This window comes from Acinetobacter sp. (assembly GCF_036666595.1).
GTDB lineage: Bacteria > Pseudomonadota > Gammaproteobacteria > Pseudomonadales > Moraxellaceae > Acinetobacter.
The window spans coordinates 14,084-32,108 of the sequence record NZ_JAVWVO010000013.1 but is presented as its reverse complement, the minus strand read 5'-3'; the positions used below and the strand labels follow the sequence as shown (position 1 = coordinate 32,108).

Sequence of the window (18,025 nt, the reverse complement as noted above, 5' to 3'; positions counted from 1 at the left end):
TTTATGTAGATGGTTTTAGGATCAATGAGTTCATCATCAAGGTGCCACCCGCCTTTAATTCTGGATTAGCAATTGTAATGTTGGCACCCACAGTAAAGTCTGCAACAGCTTCACCTGCACCATTGAGTAAGCGTGCCCATGTTGCGATTCCATCTTTAGTCACTACTGCTGCATCGGTTTGATTGAGCTCAATGCGGTCAGCATGCATGGTCTTTAAGCAAGGCTTTGGCAAAGTCAGGATCACCAGTTTTGCAGCATTATTGGCAGCCACTGACACCGAGGCGGGTTTTGCATCATCATAAAAAACAAAGGAAGCATTTGAGCTTCCTTGGTCGAGAAATGTAGCCAGCGCTTGCAGTTGTGCAAGACTTGCTTTTAAGGAGGGTTGAATCATTTGGCCACCAGTTTGTCTGAGATGACTGCGTTATATTGTCCATTAGGATCAAAGGCCACCACAAAGCATTCAAGCCCTACCGCAATATTTCTAAAGAAGTAGGTACCATCAGGCTTTGATAGCGTTTCCCAAAGTAGTTCACGTGTACTGCGTTTAAAGCAGCACACAGGGACAGGTGAATAATTTTGGCCTAGTTTTTTTGTGGTTCCAGTAATTCGACCCAGCCCCTGGTTTAAATTCGTTACAGAGATGTATCGACTACATTCAGATTGAGCCGGCTGTGTTCTATAGATTTTAAGTGCCATTTCTTATCTCTTCTACTGGAAATGCAAGGAATACTGATGCTGCAGTATTACCATTGCAAATTGAGTGTATTAGTGCTTTATGATTAAAATCAATTTCTGTAATAAGGCTTGGTGAGTCGGAAACAGCTTGAGATGGCTTTGTTGAAACAGCATAATGACACTCAAAAACACCACCAGCACTAAATCCTAAAAATTGACTTGTTGAATAATCATAAATCTGAAGCGGATGCGCTGTTGTCGTATTAAATGAATCAATATTTGCAGGTAGATAAGAAACCACAGAGTTTGTTTTTAGAAATAGTTCTTTTGAGGCTGAGTATAATGTGGTTGTGCTTGTTTGAAAATTTACTCGAATATTTCCAATATATGCAGCACCTCCATTACTCAGCGCTGTTGAATAGTCTTGCCCAGCATTGGTTCCACTTCCTGTGATCGCAGCTGGATCCACACAACCCACAATCATCGGATAATCTAAATTACTGTAATCAAATACAGAAACTGGAAGAAGGCCGTTTATCGAACCAAAGTGAGTAGCATTCCCTCGATTAGTCAAGAGCATTAAGTGATAAAGACTACCAACAACAAACCCCTTACCGAATGTCAACACACCTGCTGAGTATGTGGAGTTATTAAATGAACTGGTTGCTGAATTTTGGAATTCCCATTTAAATTTATCGCCCGGGCTGATTAAAGTAGTGTTATCGCTCAGTGCATTACTATCTGTAATCGCACCGGATGTGCTATCGAATGTTTTTCCGATACATGGACTAATGCAATTTCGTCGTGCAGCTTGATCTTGAAAGCATAGTCTAAGATACATATCAGTATTATCAATGTGCTTGAATTTATAAACATGAATATTTGATTGCTCATAAACCAACTGCCATCCAAGTGGTGCAATCTTGGTGACAAAGCCACCTGTAATCGAAATTGGCGCAGCATCAATGGTCATGGTGAGTGAGGTTGCTGTGACGGCATCAACCCAAAACTCACCACCATTAATTGCAGCCAATGGCCCTGAATTGATCTTAAGCACCCGATCTGCAGCATAACCATGGGCCACACCGTAGTTTAGTGTTACTTGATTCCCAGTCACCGAAACACTGGCTACAGTCTGCTCGTTATAGCCTTGTGACAGCATTTTTTTAAAGCGATCAGGAAACAGATTTTTAGAACCCGAACAAAAGTCCAAACCTACATCTGCAAAATCAAACATCTTGGTCTGTGTTTGCTTCATTGCCATTATGTTTTACCCATAAAAAAGACCGCCGAAGCGGTCATATTTGAATTTAAGATTAGGCAACTCGGTCAATGTCACCGCGTAGCATGATTTGGAATGAATCAGACAATACGGTAGGTTCTGATTGCTTCACGGTACGAATCACCCAAATCGGATGATTGGCTGCAATGGAGTTAAAACGCAGCACGTTGCCACTTGCCCAACCATTGCCCCAACCTTCTTTTTTAATGGTGAAATAAGGCGCATTGGTGTCTGGATTCATGGGGGAGCAATCATCCGTCGTCACGCCCGTTCCAATCTGGCCAGAAGTTTCACCAATGATTCGAAATGAAATATTACCTGTAAAAACAATCGCCCAACGTTCTTGCATGTTGCCCTTATTAGTGACAGCAATCGGATACAGTGTGTCGTTGTAATTGGCTGAGATGGCTGCACCCACCGCCTCATCTTTCCAAATACTATCCCACGACGACTGTACAAACTTACGGGTGTAACGCGCTTGCATGTCACCAATCACCAGTGCTGAGCCAACAATGGTATGAGCTGGATCATAGTTGTGCGTCAGTGGCTTGGTGAAAGTCACTTGGCCATTGATTTTGACATCACGCACTAAACCCATGTCTTGATAGCGGTACTTAGCTGAGACAGGTTCAGTTAAATTACCTAAGGCAAAATCACCATTTAAAGTCACTTTGCCGTAGTCATAGTCCACTGTGTACATATCAAATGGAATTTTAATACCGTCGGCATCTTCAAGTTCACACCAGGAGATCCGTGCATCATTCAATGGGTAGGTTTGGCCAGCAATATAATCAGGTAACTCTTGTGATTTACTTGCACTCACGATCCCAATTTCACCCGATCGGAAAATTGGAACTCGACCATCAATCGGTAAACGTACTGCAGACAAGCCCAACAACTCAGCATCAATCGGGATATAGCTATAACCCACCGCACTGTATTTGATGGTTTCAGGCAGGACCATAATCGGCTTGTGAATCCACTGCTTGCCATCCTTGCTATATTCCAGCTCAGCTACATACCAATCCTGCGCCATAATTTCAGCACGGTTGGCAGAAGTCACTTCAATCTTTTGACGAAAAACAAACTGACCATAGCCTTGATCAAAGTTAAAGAAGCCATCGCACTCTGCTGTATCGATCGTACCCGAACCATCAGGCGTGATATTTAATACCCCGCCCTCCACCTTGGTTGCTGATAAGGTTAAGGACTGTGCCCGGATAGGGATCATGGGTGCACGGTATGACACTTGGTTGGTTTGCACGCTTTCCAGTTGTGTCACCAAGGTCTCTAAGGTTGGATTATTTGCCCCACCCACATCCCATGCAGATAGCTCTACTGCCCCATTCCCGTAATGGATCTGACCCGCTACCGTTCCTGCACCCGTGGTCACTGATGGGTTGCGGTAAAGCGATCCGAGTTTATCGACATAGGTTGAGCTGGCTAAAGTAAAGCGAACCGAACCTGCAAGAATCTGCTCAGCAAAGCCTTCCGTTAAATCCGTTTTTAGCACAGAACCAATCACTGTATCCGACCAGGATTGAGCCGCAGAACTATCTCGATACGAGACGCTAACAGTCACGGCAGTTGCTACTTCATTTAGGCTTAAGGTGTGCGTTTCACTGGTATTTTCATACTTAATGGTCATCCCCAGCATACCTGCAGCAATCGCTTCTTGAGAGGTATTATATTTGCCATAAAACGGCTGCATAATCTTCTCGCGTTCGATCGCTTCAAGTGTGGTGCTTGGGGTGATATTCATCGTGCGAGACACATAGTTGATCGTGCCTTGTTGCTGACCTGCACCATTGATTAAACGCCCTGTAGTGGCATCAACCGGCATATCGCGCAGCTCAACCTCACCCATGTAATTCATATACTTGACCGGTACACGGACTTTCACTGATTTAGGAATGAGTGCCGCAGATCCATTATCCAGTTCAACTGTAATTGATCCACCAGAAGGTATTGCCGTAAGACTAACAGCGGACTTGGTACCTTTCTGACCTGATACATTAAACGTGGTACCGCCATTGGGTAATAAGGTCGGCATCAACTTCGCTACACCATCCGCATAATCAATGGTACCTGTGGCATCCCCTGTAAATTGCCCTTGGCCGTTATCGGTTGCTGACTTGGTAATGCCATTCAATAACCAGTCAACGGTTAAGGTACCTGCCACAATCGAATCGTTTACAGGGATTTCGACATAGGCTTTATTGATGGTTAATCCTGAGCGCTCCTGAGCCGTGATCATATTGCTCCACGTCAGCAAGATTGCGCTGCCGACATCGGCGAGTTCACCCGTTGTAAGTGCCATGGTCCCAGTATCGTAATCAATACTGCCTGAACCAAATGATGAATCAGCACCGCGTAATTGGCCTGCACCATTGTCTCGAAGCGTGTAGACCTGATTCTGCACCAAGTATGAGACTTGCAAACTGCCCGGTGATGGCAACGGGACCAAATTACGGATCCAGTTAAAACCGATGTTCTCTTGATTGACATAGATCAGCTCAGATTCAACTGGTGCTGTCACCGCAGCTGCAGGCATAAAGTTAATTGTTAAGTTTGTTGTACCTGTCCCCGCGCTTGCATTCCACGCAATCGAACCGTTTTGATAGTTGATTGTGCCGATAGAAGTACCTGCAGCATTTTTAAGCTCACCGCCGACGTCGGTAATCGCTGAGCCAAATAAAGTAAACTCTACTGACTTCGGCATGACAGATGAGCCGAGATATAAGCTCGACACAGTATTAATGGTGACATTGTTAAAAGTCTTGGATAGCACCCCATCTTTAGCTTTAACAAACGCCACAGAATCACCTGCAGCATTGATATTCACCATGGGGGTTTCTGTCTGGGCTGAGGGAACCAACTGCGTATAGACATCCTCTGCAACCACAGAATAGTCACCCACTTGTGCAGCTTCTTTTAAATTCGCACTGGAGTAATACTTACCAGTATCCGCCACAATGGTGTCACGAATAATGGTGGTACTTTTTTCACCGCTATACCATTGCTTCGCAGACAAGCCCACAAAATCAGCTTTCAACGCATCACTGAGGCCATAAGTGGCAATCTTATATTCCACTTGTTTTTGGTCAACAACCATAAATGCTGTACGTGTTGACACCTCAGTGATCCGTAGGAATTGCTCAATCTCTAAAGTTTTACCTTCATTCGAGATCAATACAATCGATTTGCCGATCGATGTTTCAGACTCTTGGGGAAACATGGCCACTTGTAGAGACTTCATGCCTTTCCAATGCGTGTCCAACGGTGTGCCAGCAATCTGTGCGCCTTTGGCATTATAGTTTTCAATGCGGTTCTGCGCTTCTTTACGCTCATCTGTCCAACTATCGGTACTGAATAACACGGCGGAGACATTCGGATCTTGTGCATTCTGAGAGATGAATACTGTCGCACCCATCAAAGCATCGGTATCGGCGGTATCGACTGCAGCATAAATCTTTTGGATAGAAGTACGACCCGTGGTGCGATCCATCTCAGAAATATCATTGAACAGATTATTACTCTGACCGTCGACAATTTCACGGCCTGAGTATTTACCCCCACCATCATCAGCATCCGTACGAATGCGCTGTGACTCAAGGAGCTTTAAATTATGAGTTTCAATTGTCATCGCTTACCTCTGTAAAACGCATGGTGACGTTAAAATAAGTATCAAGTGATGTTGCTGGAGTGCCTTTAACTGTAGAGCTTTCCAGCGCACCGTCCTTATGATTCCAAATCACATTGAACTCACGCTGGTCGTGTGGCCATTCAAACTGAAGCGTGAATTGCTCCTGCAGGTTCTGCCATAAACGAAGGGTGTTAAGGTCACTCAGCTTGATCCAGCCTTTAGTTTTATTGGCTGGCTGCAATGTGATTGGTCGACCTGCTTGCTTGCGCCCCTCTTGAATAATCAAGGCCCCACTAATGGCATACTCCTGGTCCTGTTCAATCTCAGACCAGTTTTCATCAGACCAAAAAAAACCATCCTCAAGTTGGATGGTTTCCGATGTTGTTTTACGTTTAAGTTGCATTAACTGCTCCGAGAAAGCCTACTATCTTCCTGTATGTGCATTCACAAATAACCGCAATTCTAAGAGACGGCGCTCCTGAACAACTTTCGTGCAGTATGCAAATATTTGCTCAATCATCTTCTGTTGAGTCTCCAAAAACTCATAATGATCAGGGTTATCTTCATCAAATACGATTACCTCTATGTCCATTTGCACGAGGTTCTTGAACACATCACGATATTGATTTAGAAACTTAGATCTTAAATGGATTGGAAAATTCGTATTAACAAACCTGTCTTCAAAATAACTAACCTCATCTAGCCATGCTTTTTCTACGTAATCTGGTAGCTTTTGTTTAGTTGGAAAGCGGACGATATTTTCCACGTCTATGTACTCCGTTTAAGTCTTTCAAGTTGTTCTAGCATATTTTGAAGAGCATCAGATTGATCTGGCATAGCTGATACTGTAGCTGTTTGCCCCATCCCCATATCGATTTTAATCTCTACTGTTTCTTTTGTCTCCATACCTTCAATCGGTTGAATATCAAGACTAGTCGCGATAAGTGGAGCATCAGGAACGGCGGAAATTTGCTGAGTTGAATCCCCACCATTCGACAGTAATGAAGCATTTCCACCACCAGAACTACGTGCTTGTGATTTCGCATTCATTGCATCAGTACGCGCTTTCATTTTGGCTTTAAAGTCATCCCAATGGTCATTAGTAGCCTTTTGCTCAGCACTGATTTCCGGTTGCTCACGAGAAGTCGCCTGGCTGACTTGGCTCACAGTACGCTGAGTCTCGATTGCTGCTTGCTGGATCTCACCAAGTTTAGTGACCGTGGCTTTGCCTGTGGCATCCAGTTGCACTTCAAGTCCCAAATAAGCGGCCTTGGCGTTAGCTGCAGCAATGACTTGAGCATCGCCCGAGGCATAAGCTAAACGAATGGTTTCCTCATATGCTTGTTGCAGAGCATCTTGAGTGGCCTCACCACTTTTTAAAATGGTATTGAAGTCATTCAAAGCGAGATCTGCTGCAAGTTTAAGTTGCTCTTTGGTTTTAATCCCTAACCGCTCAAAAGCAGCTTCGACTGGTGATAAGCTATCGGGAATTTCTTGCACGGCGCGTTTTACAGCCTGCATTCCCATCTCAACTTGTGATGTTGATAATTTACCTTGTTCACCAAACAATTTAAGCTTGGCTTTTGCTGCCTCTATCTCTACTTCAGACTTTGCTGATGCTAACCATTTCTCCCACCCCATATACAATGCATTAGCAGCTTGCTCTCCCTTTAAGCCCAGCTCATCAAGGCCATTAGCGTAATTGGTCAAGTGATTTTGGTTAGCAGAAAATTTTTCAGAAACACGGTTGAGGGCAATATCAAGATCAACTCCCAAAGCCTCAGCACCTTTACGTGCTTGTACGAGTGCTTTACCAGTGTTATTCACACTATCAGTGGCTTGGTTGAATGCTTGTACTGAAACTTTTCCAGCTTGATCCATGGTAACCATATAGCCTTTCACTATTAGATCAGCCTGCATCACGCCATCCATGACACCTTTATTTGCAGCAATAGCAGCTTCAGCATAAGCCGTAACAGCCTTTAACTTTTCATCCTCGGTGATTTTCTTGCCATTCAACTCGGACTGCTGATTAGCAAGCATTTGGTCCAAGGTTGCTTTAGATTGAGCCAGACTTTCTGCATTTTTCTGATCTTGGGTTTTACCGATCTCATCAAGAGCTTGCACACCTTTGGATTTAAACTCTAAGGCACCATCTGAAGCTTTCTTGTAGTACTCCTGAGCTTTTGTTGCCATTGCATCCATATCGGCAATGGCTTGCTGCTTAACATCACCCCATGTGAATTTTGAAACCAGTTGCACCCATGCGGCTGCTAAATCATAAATAATGCCAACGAATAGATTTGCAGCAATTTGAATTCCTTTAAACCCATCACTAACAAAACCAATGGCAACATTAAAAGTTTGTAGCACCTTGGTGAAGCCATTCGTTTTAGAATTTGCCTCATCAATTCCGTTATTGAAATCATATAAGCCACTTAGTACATCATTTAAGACATCAAGGGTGATGACAAAAGCTTCGCCCAAGGTTTCACCAAGTGTTTTAATTGCATCATAAATACTGGTTAGGGCAATTTTTAAGGCAATAATCGTTGTTGTATCAATTCTCTTAAATTGGTCACCAACCCAAATCAAGCCTTCCCCAATATCATTTAATAAGGTTTCTACAACATCCATGTTGGATGCAATCGTAACCAGCCAATCAGCAACGGTTGCACTCGCGCCATTAGACTGATCCATCCTACCAATCAGGATCTCCCAGCTAGTGGAGATACGCTGTAACGCATTGCCAATAGTTGTTGGGAACTGATCAAAGGTTTGTTGAACTGCATCCTTCTGACTGAGGAGAGCTTTATAGACACGCTCTGCACCAAGCTCCCCATTGTCAGCCATATTCTTAAGTTCACCTGTGGTGACACCCAAACCCTTGGCTAACGCTTCTGCAACCCCAAAACCATTTTCCATCATGGAATTGTATTCTTCACCTCGAAGCGTACCTTGCTGCATGCTCTGGATGAATTGCTGTGTAAATGCCTCGCTAGCTTGTGCAGATACACCACTGATTTGAATTGCTTGATTGATGGTCTTGGTTAAATCAAGGGAACTCTGCTGGGTCATTCCCAAGTCTTTGCCAACAGCGTTCAATCTCGTGAATAAATCACCTGTTGCACTCAAGCTTGAGTTTGTCATCAAAGCAACTTGGTGCACGCCAGCCATTGCAGATCTAAAGTCACCACCATCCTTAGTCGCAATATTGATTCTTGCAGAAAGGTTGGTGTAGGAGTCTGATACTTGGCTTAATTCACGTATTCCAAGCCCAACACCTAGCGTAGCCATAGCTCCAGCAAGAGCATTTACAGCAAACTTTGCGCCACTCAATCCTTTCTGTGCGGTTTGCGCTGCTGTATCCGTATGCTTTAAAGAATTATTTGCCTTACCTACTTCTGTGTGAAAATCAATAAATGCACTTTCAGCTTGTTGAACCTCTCTCTCAAGTTGATCTACTTCTTTTTGAGCAATCTCAATATCTGCAGGAGTAGCTTTTGTTTTTGAAAAGGCCTCAAGTCTAATCTTTGCTTTTTCTAAATCTGATTTTAAAAATGCCAAAGCTTTTACAGACTTATTGCCAAAATCCGTGAAGTTACTTGCAGCGCTTTTGGCATTGTCTCCAGCATCACGAATGATCTGAGTTGCACCGCTTAGTGACTTGGTTAGACCATCTGCCAATTCTTTACTTTTCTCTGGAACAATATTCCCAAGAGCAAGAGCTGTAGCAGCACTGGACTGCTTCAATTGATCTGCCTCAGTCTTAATCGTTTCAAAAACCTTTTTAGTAACGCTTTCAGATTGCTTGGCAGCAGCAACAAGCCCCTTGCTATCACCATCCATGATGAGTTTAAAAGTTAGATTTTTTGACATTGAGACCTCAAATTGTAGGCATTAAAAAACCACCTTTCGGTGGCATTTGTTCGTAAATGAATACTCTTGCACTTGGCTGGTGCTTAATTAAAAGTTAAGCTGATCAAACATTGTTTTGTACCAATTACATATCAACTTTCTAGCCCTTCATTTGAAGGGCTTTTATAACAACGACTTATAGAATTATGAAATTTTCTTTTAATATTGATATAGCTCTACTCATTACTATATTTACTACTTTTTTATTTTGGTGTGGCTATTGGTATAGCTATGGGTATGCTGAATTTTTTGGTGTATCTATTAGTTTTTTTGATTTAGCTGTATCCACCACGATAATTGATGGCTTATTGGTTGGTGTTGATAAACTTCTAACTTTTCTTGTTATTATCACTAGCTTCTTGTTTATTACCACATACTCGCGAAAAGATTTTGAATTTGTACTAGGCCTGATCGCTGCTTTCTTTGCATTTGTAGTGATGGTCATTCGCTTTAAGATATTTAAATCTAAACCTTCAAAATATAAAATAATTCCACCCCAATCCCAATTACCCTTATTTCCCCAATTCCGTATAAAACAAAAAAAACAAAACTTCATCACTAAAAGCAAATCTATTGCCTTTGCAAAAAATTACCTTAAAAAAAATAAAATGACACTAAAGGAACTATCAGAAGATATTTATGGAAATAATCAACCAGGTAATACAGAAAAAACCGCATTCAATGTACTAGCATTTTATGCACTCCTTTTAATTTTTGTCGGTTTAATCTATTTCATGTTTTATGTAGGCTGGACACTACAAAAAAATGGATGGGATGCTGCTCAAAACTATTACGAATTAAATTTCCAAATAAAACCTAGTGAACTACCAATTCCAACTGTTTTTCCAAAATTTATTGGGAAAGAAAAAAATTTACATTCAGGGTATCGCCTTACTAATATATGTAATCAAAATTCTTGCTTTGCAGTTGATATTGCAAGAAATGTAAAACTTGTAGAAATTAAAGAAATAGTTATACAGAATGGTCCAGTAAAATAAAGCACCATAAGGTGCTTTATTTACTTTAAAGCTAACAGTAATCCACCAAAGCATTCGCATTTTTTTGGTGATCTAAACCAATATTTATAAAAGCACTGGAGATAGCTTCATTTTGTTGCATAAAGTTCAAAAAACCATCAATCGCAAAATCATAAGATTTTAGCAACTCATCTTTTAATTTTGCCTCACAGGCTGTTTCTATTTTTCTAGATTCTAATTCACGTTTGATTTGCTGCATATCCTTTACGGGTTGCGATAATGCTACTCTAGATGTGGAACTCGCTACCTTAAAAGCATCGCCCCACTTTCCTGCCAAGTCTGCATAAAACTTTCTACCCGCAACACTCATTTCTGGTGATTCAACAACTTTTTTGGCCTCCAAATAATCCATCATGTATTTACTCTGCAACTCTTGGACCATTTTATCTGTCTCACCTTTCTTTACTTTATCACTAGCTTTTTTATCTTCAAGCGCCTGAGCTTCGCCCAGTTTTTGTTGGTGAGCAATCTCAGCCTGCTTTAAACGCTCGGCATCAGCCTTATTGCTTTGAGACATAAAATAAAAAAGTGCTACAACAGCTATTATGGCTGCAATTAATCCGTACTTCATTTCTTACCCTCAACGACCACTACGAATCGTAGTAACTTTGCCATCTTCAATTACAACAGTGAAAGTTTTACTACCATCTACATAGCTTAATTCACGCACTGAAACGTCTTTACCACCCACGTTTTTAACATAATCAAAATGTGATACTGGCTGGCCTGCAGCTGCAACGACTTCGCCATAGCTTTGGCCTTTACGAACTTGTTTACCGTTAATGCTTGCCCCTGCTAAATTTGCATTTGCTAATGTAAAAACAGACATCAAAGCAGCTGTAATTAATAATTTTTTCATGAATTTACCCAGTTATTTATATTTAACGGCTAAATCATAACGTGCTCAAATTCACATCACAATGTGAAAGTTACTGTTCCTTCTCAAGACTCTTAATGAATTCATTGAACTTCTTATTGATTGCGTTCTGCGCCCTGGTTGCGATCGCTAAATTACGCATTTTAATGCGCTCAGCTTTTTGAGCTGCTTTAAGGTAGTGTCGGAATGAACCGTAGCTCATTTGCATGATACTTTCATGTGAGTGGCCATTGGATACGAGAAGCTGAAATACATCAAACCAACTGCTCTTTTTACGTGGATCCACATCGTCCCGGTGTTTAGGTTTCGGCTCTGAAAAGAATGCGTCATTCACTTTAATCACAGCATCCAATAACAAGATATTGAGTTCACCCTCTTTTTTGAATAGATCGATGAGCTGTTCAATACTGTATTTCAAACAATGAGCTATCAATTGCGTCGATTCAAATGGATGAGAATCAAAGATCTTTTGTGCGGTTTCATCTGGATGATGATTCAAAAAGTCTTTAATAACCTGCGCTGCACCCGACCACTCATCAAAGTTATGCATCTGCAGCTGGTGCACAGATAGCTCACCAACTTTGACAGGTCGATTTGAAGCCATAAAAAAATCATTCATGATGAAATCTCAAAAAGTACAGGCACAAAAAAAGATGCCTATTGCATCCTGTTTAAGTGCCTGTATGTGTTTATGCAGCTTTAGGGATTTGAGTGTAATAGCCGTATAAGCCAAGCGCACCATCTTTGTCTTTGGTCAGATCACCTAAGGCATCACCGCTGATTTCGTAAGAACCAAATTCTTCATGAATTAGGCCAAAGCTTGAATCAGGTGTCTTCACTGTACGATGTAAAGCTAAGAACACTTTGTCTTTGCTGATCTTATCAACACCTTCAAAGAACAATGCATACTCTTTGCCAAAGTCAGATGCGATCGTAGTATGTGTCACGGCGCCAGTCGTGTATCCAATAACAACCTTTGGCAAATCATCAAGAAACTCGATCGTGCCGTAAATTGCATCTAGCTTATATTTCGTTGATTCAATAGGAACTGGTGTTGATGCTCCATCAGTCACTGTTGGTAGAGTCAAATTAAAACCATCTAGTTTGATTTTCTGGCCTTTAGTGACCGCACCTAAATCACGGTCAGTTACAGCTTTGGTCGCAACTGCGACATTTTTACCCGACAGGATATATGCTAGGTTATCAGCATCAATCTGTTCAAGTGTGCCACTGAATGAAACTGCTGTGGTGTTGTATAACACCAAATCTGTCGTATCATCACCTGACATTGACTCGGTATGCTCAATCTTGTCAGCGGTGATTTCCAGCGTAAAGTCAGGAATGTTTCCCAACTCTCGCATTGCCCCCACAACTCCTTCAGTAATCGGGGCAAGGGAGAACTTACCACGCAATGAAATGTACTTCTTAGCCATTCGCAGACACCTCTTTTGTTTTTGGTTTAACTTCTGCTTTTACCTCAAGCTTGATTACTTCAATCACGCCATCCTCTAAAAGCTGTTTAATTTTTTCTTGTGGTAAATCACCCACAATTTGATCTTTCACCCAAGGACCAATGGGCTTTAGCGCTTTGTATTGCGTTTTCATAAGGTTCCTTAATCAGGTTCGGTTTGAATGAATAGCTCAGATTCTAGAACCACTGTTGAGTAGACACAGCTTTTAGAAATGTCTTCCTCCGTATTCATATAAATCAGTGGTTCCGCACTGGATTCAGGTTCCCAGCCACTCAATTTTTTGATGATCTTAATGGTTAGATCACCAGCCATATCAAATGCTTTAGAACCATCTGTCACCTGCGATGCGGCATGTTTACAACAAGCTGTCACTTCCCAGACCACTTTCAGCTTTAGCGCATCGCCTTTGCTTACCACTCCTGCACTTTTGGTACGACGGAAATTAACTTGGATGTTGGGGGTGATTTGCGACAGTTCAGTCGTCACACCTAGATTTTTAGGGGTATAGATTTTCTTTACACCCCACTCACCCATGAACTGCTCGAGACGCGCTACTATTTCATCTCGTACCGCATATAGATTTTCATCACTCATCTAGTAAAACATCCTCAACAATGTTTAAGAGATCCTGCTCGTCATTTGACGTTAAACCCAACCACGCACGTGCAGGCATTTTCACGGTATAAGCACCAACGGTCACGTCTTGAGCAAAGTTAGATCGCGTTTGACGAACAAAACGATTACCGACAACACCGGTCTTTTTGTTCTGTCGGAAGTAAACCGTGCTTTGACGAGCCTCATGTTTAATCTCACCGCCAAAGTGATGGATCGCGCCATACTCAACGTCCGTTCCAACTTCAAAACCATTGCTGATAGTGTTGTTGGTAATTGAGTTCATTAGACGTGATGTATCTCGAAGCGTGGTACCGCCTTGGCGCATCACTCTGACTGATAATGGCCACTTACCGTATAAGCCCTCTCCACGAGACCAGCGATCGCGAATATTCTCCACCAAGGCTGCACCCATACGCTCATAAAGTCTGGACTGACGCTTTTCAACGTCAGCATACAAACTTAGAGCTTTTGAGATCGCTGAGTCACCATCGGCACGGATTTCAATTAATGCGCCTGGCATGCGTCACCTCACTTAATGCTGGGCATTTTTCCAAGGACATCGTCACCAAAGATACCACCTGTATAAGTCGTACCAATTGGTGCTGTGGATGGTTTGTTTTTAGGTGCATCGTCGATAATTTCTTTACTCTGCTCATTGATGATTTGCAGATCTGCTTTCTTGTCCTGGACACGTTTTAAGAAAGCAATCGCATCGTCATAAAGCTTGGTGATATGCTCCAGAGGATCTTCAGTGTAAAGACGATAACGTGCGATATCACACGCTATACGTTTTAAGTTGGAGGGTACGCTTGCAAGTGGCAAAGAGTAACGGCTACCGATGTAACCGTTAATTTCTTCCTCAGCATCCTGTAACGCTACTTGCACGATATCGACAGGATCTGCCCCGCCTTCACGCCCCAACTTAAGCTCTTCAATCACCTGTCCACCAAACCGTGTTTTTAAATCTGCTTCAGTCGCGTACATAGATCACCTTATTTATCAGCTGGCGGTGCTTTCTTGGCTTCGGCGGTGGCTTTCTTTAGAGCGGCTTCGGTTGTGGCTAATGATTTTTCCAAGCCTTCAACTTGCTTTTGAAGCTCCGCCACTTCTGCATCGGCTTTATCTTTACCCTCAATAAGGATTGCCTCATTTGCTTTCAGTTCTGCCACTTCTGCAGTAAGGCTTGCAATCTGGGCAGCGGCACCATCAGCTTTAGGTTGTTCTGGAGCTTTTTCTTCTTCAATTGCTCCAGATGCTAAAAGGGCCTGAAGTTGTTTATCTTCAAGCCCTTTAACTTCTTGCCCTGGTCGAAAGTGACCTAGGGACTGTTTTGCAATGTACTTTGGCATGTTTTATTCCTTATACAAACCCACGACCACCAACAAGACCGTTCTTGTTGTTAGGGATTGCGAGTGGTGATGATTCAGCTAACAGCTCAATGCTAGACGGGTTCTTTTTCTGATCTTGGGTTAAGAAGAATTCCAAAGCTTGCCCAAATGCCTCTAGGTTTTGAATAGCACAGTGCGCGATCCAACCATTAGCATCATTAATCAAGCCAAAGAAGTCTTCTGGAATGAAGCGACCTGCTGCACCATCCATGTTGTGTTTTACGTCATATGTCCAAATTTCAATATTATCAACCACACCACGGAACTGCGGCTTATCTTTATGATCAAAAGTCGGTGTTAATGGGACGCTAATACCTGCATATGGAGCTACGAACTTAGCCACAAACGTTGCATCTTGTTTCATTGCATTAAAGACTTTTGAACTCGTCAAAACCATGTTTGGCGATGAGCCACCATGTTCAATCGAAAGATCAATCATCGCCTGCCAATCATCAAGCACTTTTGCACCCGATTGCCCCCATTTAATCAGTGGAGAATAATTGCAGGCAGGGTTTCGACGGTAGTCCACTTCATATTTCGGGAAGTCAGCAGAAGCAAACGTAGTCTTACCATACAACAAGACATCACGTGCAATTAGCAATTTTCGGTTATCAATAGACTGACGCAGATATAGAGCCTTTTGCGCTTGGTCAATCAAAAGAAGATCAGCATCACTTAGACGGTTTGAACCAGTTGCAATAACACCATGTTTACGCAATTGGGTAACTAATGCAGCATTTTGAACATCTGCAGGCGTTACTGTCATCATAGGCTTTAAATAAGCTGGTTTTACAAATTGCACTTGACCTGATTCTTCAACTTTAATCGGTCGAGCACCAGCATTCGGGGTTACAAATGGAGCAAGCGGAGTGGCTGTATTCAACTCTCCAACTGGCACTACATTTTTGTTATATGACACGCGCTGCGGAAAAAAGCGATCGATTAACCAGGTATCTACTTTCTGTGTGGTATCTGTTAGTAACACCAACTGCGGTACATCTAGGAGCTCTACAGGTGCTTCCTGAAACGTAAAAATTTGACCCATGTCTTAATTCCCCACTACTTTTCGTAGTTCAATTTTGTTGTTTAAACCTTGTGCACGAACAGCATCGATCTGACCTGCTGTTAGCTTCACACCATTGACAGTAACCACAGCCACATCAAAAGGACCTTGTACATAGATCGGCATTTCTAGGTCATTCGCTGCATGGTAGGTTGCTTGCTCCGCTGTGAAATCAGCGACAGCGATAGCATTCCAATCACCAATTACGCCACCCGTCACTACTGGATGACCAGCCACGTTAGCTGCATCGATGTTAAGCAAATCACCACGCTTATAAGCTGTATTGGTGGTGACCTTTGTATTTTCAGTGCGTACACCATTTCCAACGACCAATTGTTCTGATGTGATCGTTTGAGTAATCGTTCCCATTATTTTTGCTCCATAGAAGCTGCGAATTTATTGAAAGCCTGATCTAGTGCTGAACCTTGATCACTACCTTGCCCTTGTTGCCCACCCTGACCACCTGTGGCTTGGTGAGTAAACAAATGCTGAAAGTGCGATGGAATTTTTTGCTGCTGTTGTTGACCAGCTGGTGGCTGGCTGCCAGCTGAGAATTGCGTTAATTGCTGAGACATGAATGCAAATGAGGTGTCATCCATATTGGTATAAGAGGTCTTCTCTTCAGCGCTAAACTGCTTATTTAAAGCTGCCTCAAGCCCTTTGATATCTTCTTCACGCTTATCAGCTTTAAACTTTTTAAGATCTGCTAAAGCATCATCACGCTCTTTTTCAGCCTGTTTCTGCGCGGCTTGCGCCTTTTCTAATTCGGTCACGTCTGTGTCCTCTGTGGGTTGATTTGTTGTACCGGGTTTTGCCGAGAATGCATTTACCGACGTTGTTCGATCTGCACCAGTTGAGCAGATCGTAAATTCACGGATTCGGTTATTTCGGAATACTGCGACAGGTCCAGTGAATGTCTGTCCATTTACGACAACGCTTACCCCTTGCCCTACCTCCTCTACAGAACCAGGATCAATGAACATGGACATTTGAAACGGATAACCATCATCTGCGTCATCTACTACTTCACGTGCTTTTGCATTGCGGAGAAAGTCGCCAGTCACTGTAATGTTTTGATTGATACCGACTTCTTTCACCACACCGACTCTGCTAGTACTGAAGTGCTCTTCTAGTAAAGGGGTTGGGGTTGGAATCTCAATTCCTTCAAGATCGAAAACAACACCATTTCGCCCCCAAAACCAGTGACCATCAACACGACCACCACCATAAGCCGTGCCTTTAAAGGTTCGCTTTTTATCCCCTTCAACCTGAGGAACAATGTCCACGGCGGATAGTGAGAATAAGTACTTGCCTTGTTCTTTATTAAGTTCAGGCATTTTCATGCTCCATAAAAAAACCGCCCCATAAGGAGCGGTCTAAAGAAAAATAAAGTATCATTTCTTAATTTTTCGATCATCAGATCTTGTGATTACATCTAAATTAGGAGGTGGAACATATTCAGGTGGCTTATCATTAAAATTAATTAACATTATTTTTCCTTCACTTGGATTCTGAATTGATTAAAAAAACACTTTATCAAGCATAATTAAAATTATCAAAACAATGATAAGCAATCCCGTAGTTTTAATTTCACTAAAAGCCCGTTTTAAGTAATCTGATTTTTCATTTGTACAAGCCTTATAACTTTCAATTACACCGATATAACTATGTGTTATTCCATAGTAAAACTCTTCCAAACGGGTGTTATTGAAATAATCTACAATTCGCATATCAGATGGAAGTTCCTTCACATCCATTGGCCTCAAAATCATAAACACAAAGCGCCATGATGCGGCGCTAGATAAAATAATTAGAACAAAGATACTTAACATGCTGAACGACATTAGGTTAAATCCAATACCCTCAAAAACATCTTTAACTAAAACGACTAAGACAGTTGTTAGTAATGTTAATGCTGTGAGGTATTTGGATGCTTTATCTTCAAGTTTATAAAAATCACCTTTTATGACATCCAGTTCACTCTTATAAAATTCAAATAATACCTTTTGCTTTTCAATTGCTCGTTTTTCTTTTTCCAAATCAATCAAA

Annotated in this window: 21 protein-coding genes; 1 reads left to right on the top strand and 20 read right to left on the bottom strand. The window is 42.1% G+C overall.

The annotated features are described in order from the left end of the window. Position 1: 1 nt before the first annotated feature. From RR876_RS14555 to RR876_RS14525, 7 genes are read right to left on the bottom strand one after another with little or no spacing between them, the layout of a single operon-like run. Positions 2-394 (bottom strand): hypothetical protein, encoded by a 393-nt coding sequence (locus RR876_RS14555; protein ID WP_332477849.1) that lies wholly within the window; start codon positions 392-394, stop codon positions 2-4. Then, entirely contained in the window at positions 391-699 is a 309-nt protein-coding gene (locus tag RR876_RS14550) for a carboxypeptidase regulatory-like domain-containing protein (protein ID WP_332477848.1), read from the bottom strand. The genes RR876_RS14555 and RR876_RS14550 overlap by 4 nt, the downstream gene beginning before the upstream one ends. After that, positions 689-1,942 carry a hypothetical protein gene (locus RR876_RS14545; protein ID WP_332477847.1) on the bottom strand — a complete coding sequence of 418 codons (1,254 nt, stop codon included), beginning with the start codon at positions 1,940-1,942 and terminating at the stop codon, positions 689-691. Before RR876_RS14545 ends, RR876_RS14550 begins: the two co-directional genes overlap by 11 nt. 52 nt (positions 1,943-1,994) lie before the next feature. Beyond that, entirely contained in the window at positions 1,995-5,606 is a 3,612-nt protein-coding gene (locus RR876_RS14540) for a hypothetical protein (RefSeq protein ID WP_332477846.1), read from the bottom strand. Next, a complete protein-coding gene (locus tag RR876_RS14535) occupies positions 5,596-6,009 on the bottom strand; it encodes a hypothetical protein (RefSeq protein ID WP_332477845.1) in 414 nt (137 codons plus the stop codon). The genes RR876_RS14540 and RR876_RS14535 overlap by 11 nt, the downstream gene beginning before the upstream one ends. Positions 6,010-6,030: 21 nt before the next feature. Then, positions 6,031-6,372: a hypothetical protein gene (locus RR876_RS14530; protein ID WP_332477844.1), complete on the bottom strand. Its 342-nt coding sequence runs from the start codon at positions 6,370-6,372 to the stop codon at positions 6,031-6,033. Positions 6,373-6,374: 2 nt separating this feature from the next. Beyond that, positions 6,375-9,485, bottom strand: a complete 3,111-nt coding sequence (locus RR876_RS14525) for a tape measure protein (RefSeq protein WP_332477843.1) — start codon at positions 9,483-9,485, stop codon at positions 6,375-6,377. 185 nt (positions 9,486-9,670) lie between these two features. Between RR876_RS14525 and RR876_RS14520 the strand changes: the two genes are divergently transcribed. Beyond that, positions 9,671-10,522: a hypothetical protein gene (locus RR876_RS14520; RefSeq protein ID WP_332477842.1), complete on the top strand. Its 852-nt coding sequence runs from the start codon at positions 9,671-9,673 to the stop codon at positions 10,520-10,522. Between the two features lie 31 nt (positions 10,523-10,553). On the opposite strand, the gene RR876_RS14515 is transcribed toward RR876_RS14520, so the two are convergent. The 13 genes from RR876_RS14515 to RR876_RS14455 form a co-directional block, all read right to left on the bottom strand. Further along, on the bottom strand, positions 10,554-11,132 hold the full coding sequence (locus tag RR876_RS14515) for a hypothetical protein (RefSeq protein WP_332477841.1): 579 nt from the start codon (positions 11,130-11,132) through the stop codon (positions 10,554-10,556). A gap of 9 nt (positions 11,133-11,141) precedes the next feature. After that, positions 11,142-11,420 carry a DUF2845 domain-containing protein gene (locus tag RR876_RS14510; RefSeq protein ID WP_168159651.1) on the bottom strand — a complete coding sequence of 93 codons (279 nt, stop codon included), beginning with the start codon at positions 11,418-11,420 and terminating at the stop codon, positions 11,142-11,144. 70 nt (positions 11,421-11,490) lie between these two features. Beyond that, positions 11,491-12,057: a hypothetical protein gene (locus RR876_RS14505; RefSeq protein ID WP_332477840.1), complete on the bottom strand. Its 567-nt coding sequence runs from the start codon at positions 12,055-12,057 to the stop codon at positions 11,491-11,493. Between the two features lie 70 nt (positions 12,058-12,127). Continuing rightward, positions 12,128-12,871: a hypothetical protein gene (locus tag RR876_RS14500; protein ID WP_332477839.1), complete on the bottom strand. Its 744-nt coding sequence runs from the start codon at positions 12,869-12,871 to the stop codon at positions 12,128-12,130. Continuing rightward, positions 12,864-13,043: a hypothetical protein gene (locus tag RR876_RS14495; protein WP_332477838.1), complete on the bottom strand. Its 180-nt coding sequence runs from the start codon at positions 13,041-13,043 to the stop codon at positions 12,864-12,866. The genes RR876_RS14500 and RR876_RS14495 overlap by 8 nt, the downstream gene beginning before the upstream one ends. Positions 13,044-13,051: 8 nt before the next feature. Next, on the bottom strand, positions 13,052-13,504 hold the full coding sequence (locus RR876_RS14490) for a hypothetical protein (protein ID WP_332477837.1): 453 nt from the start codon (positions 13,502-13,504) through the stop codon (positions 13,052-13,054). Next, positions 13,497-14,045: a phage virion morphogenesis protein gene (locus RR876_RS14485; RefSeq protein WP_332477836.1), complete on the bottom strand. Its 549-nt coding sequence runs from the start codon at positions 14,043-14,045 to the stop codon at positions 13,497-13,499. Before RR876_RS14485 ends, RR876_RS14490 begins: the two co-directional genes overlap by 8 nt. A gap of 8 nt (positions 14,046-14,053) precedes the next feature. Continuing rightward, a complete protein-coding gene (locus tag RR876_RS14480; protein WP_332477835.1) occupies positions 14,054-14,509 on the bottom strand; it encodes a DUF1320 domain-containing protein in 456 nt (151 codons plus the stop codon). Between the two features lie 8 nt (positions 14,510-14,517). Then, on the bottom strand, positions 14,518-14,874 hold the full coding sequence (locus RR876_RS14475) for a hypothetical protein (protein ID WP_332477834.1): 357 nt from the start codon (positions 14,872-14,874) through the stop codon (positions 14,518-14,520). A gap of 10 nt (positions 14,875-14,884) precedes the next feature. Next, complete coding sequence (locus tag RR876_RS14470; protein ID WP_332477833.1) at positions 14,885-15,958, bottom strand: major capsid protein; 1,074 nt, start codon at positions 15,956-15,958, stop codon at positions 14,885-14,887. Positions 15,959-15,961: 3 nt separating this feature from the next. After that, positions 15,962-16,345, bottom strand: a complete 384-nt coding sequence (locus tag RR876_RS14465) for a hypothetical protein (protein WP_332477832.1) — start codon at positions 16,343-16,345, stop codon at positions 15,962-15,964. Further along, positions 16,345-17,313: a hypothetical protein gene (locus tag RR876_RS14460; RefSeq protein WP_332477831.1), complete on the bottom strand. Its 969-nt coding sequence runs from the start codon at positions 17,311-17,313 to the stop codon at positions 16,345-16,347. Before RR876_RS14460 ends, RR876_RS14465 begins: the two co-directional genes overlap by 1 nt. A 183-nt stretch (positions 17,314-17,496) precedes the next feature. Further along, positions 17,497-18,024 (bottom strand): hypothetical protein, encoded by a 528-nt coding sequence (locus RR876_RS14455; RefSeq protein WP_332477830.1) that lies wholly within the window; start codon positions 18,022-18,024, stop codon positions 17,497-17,499. Between the last annotated feature and the right edge of the window lies 1 nt (position 18,025).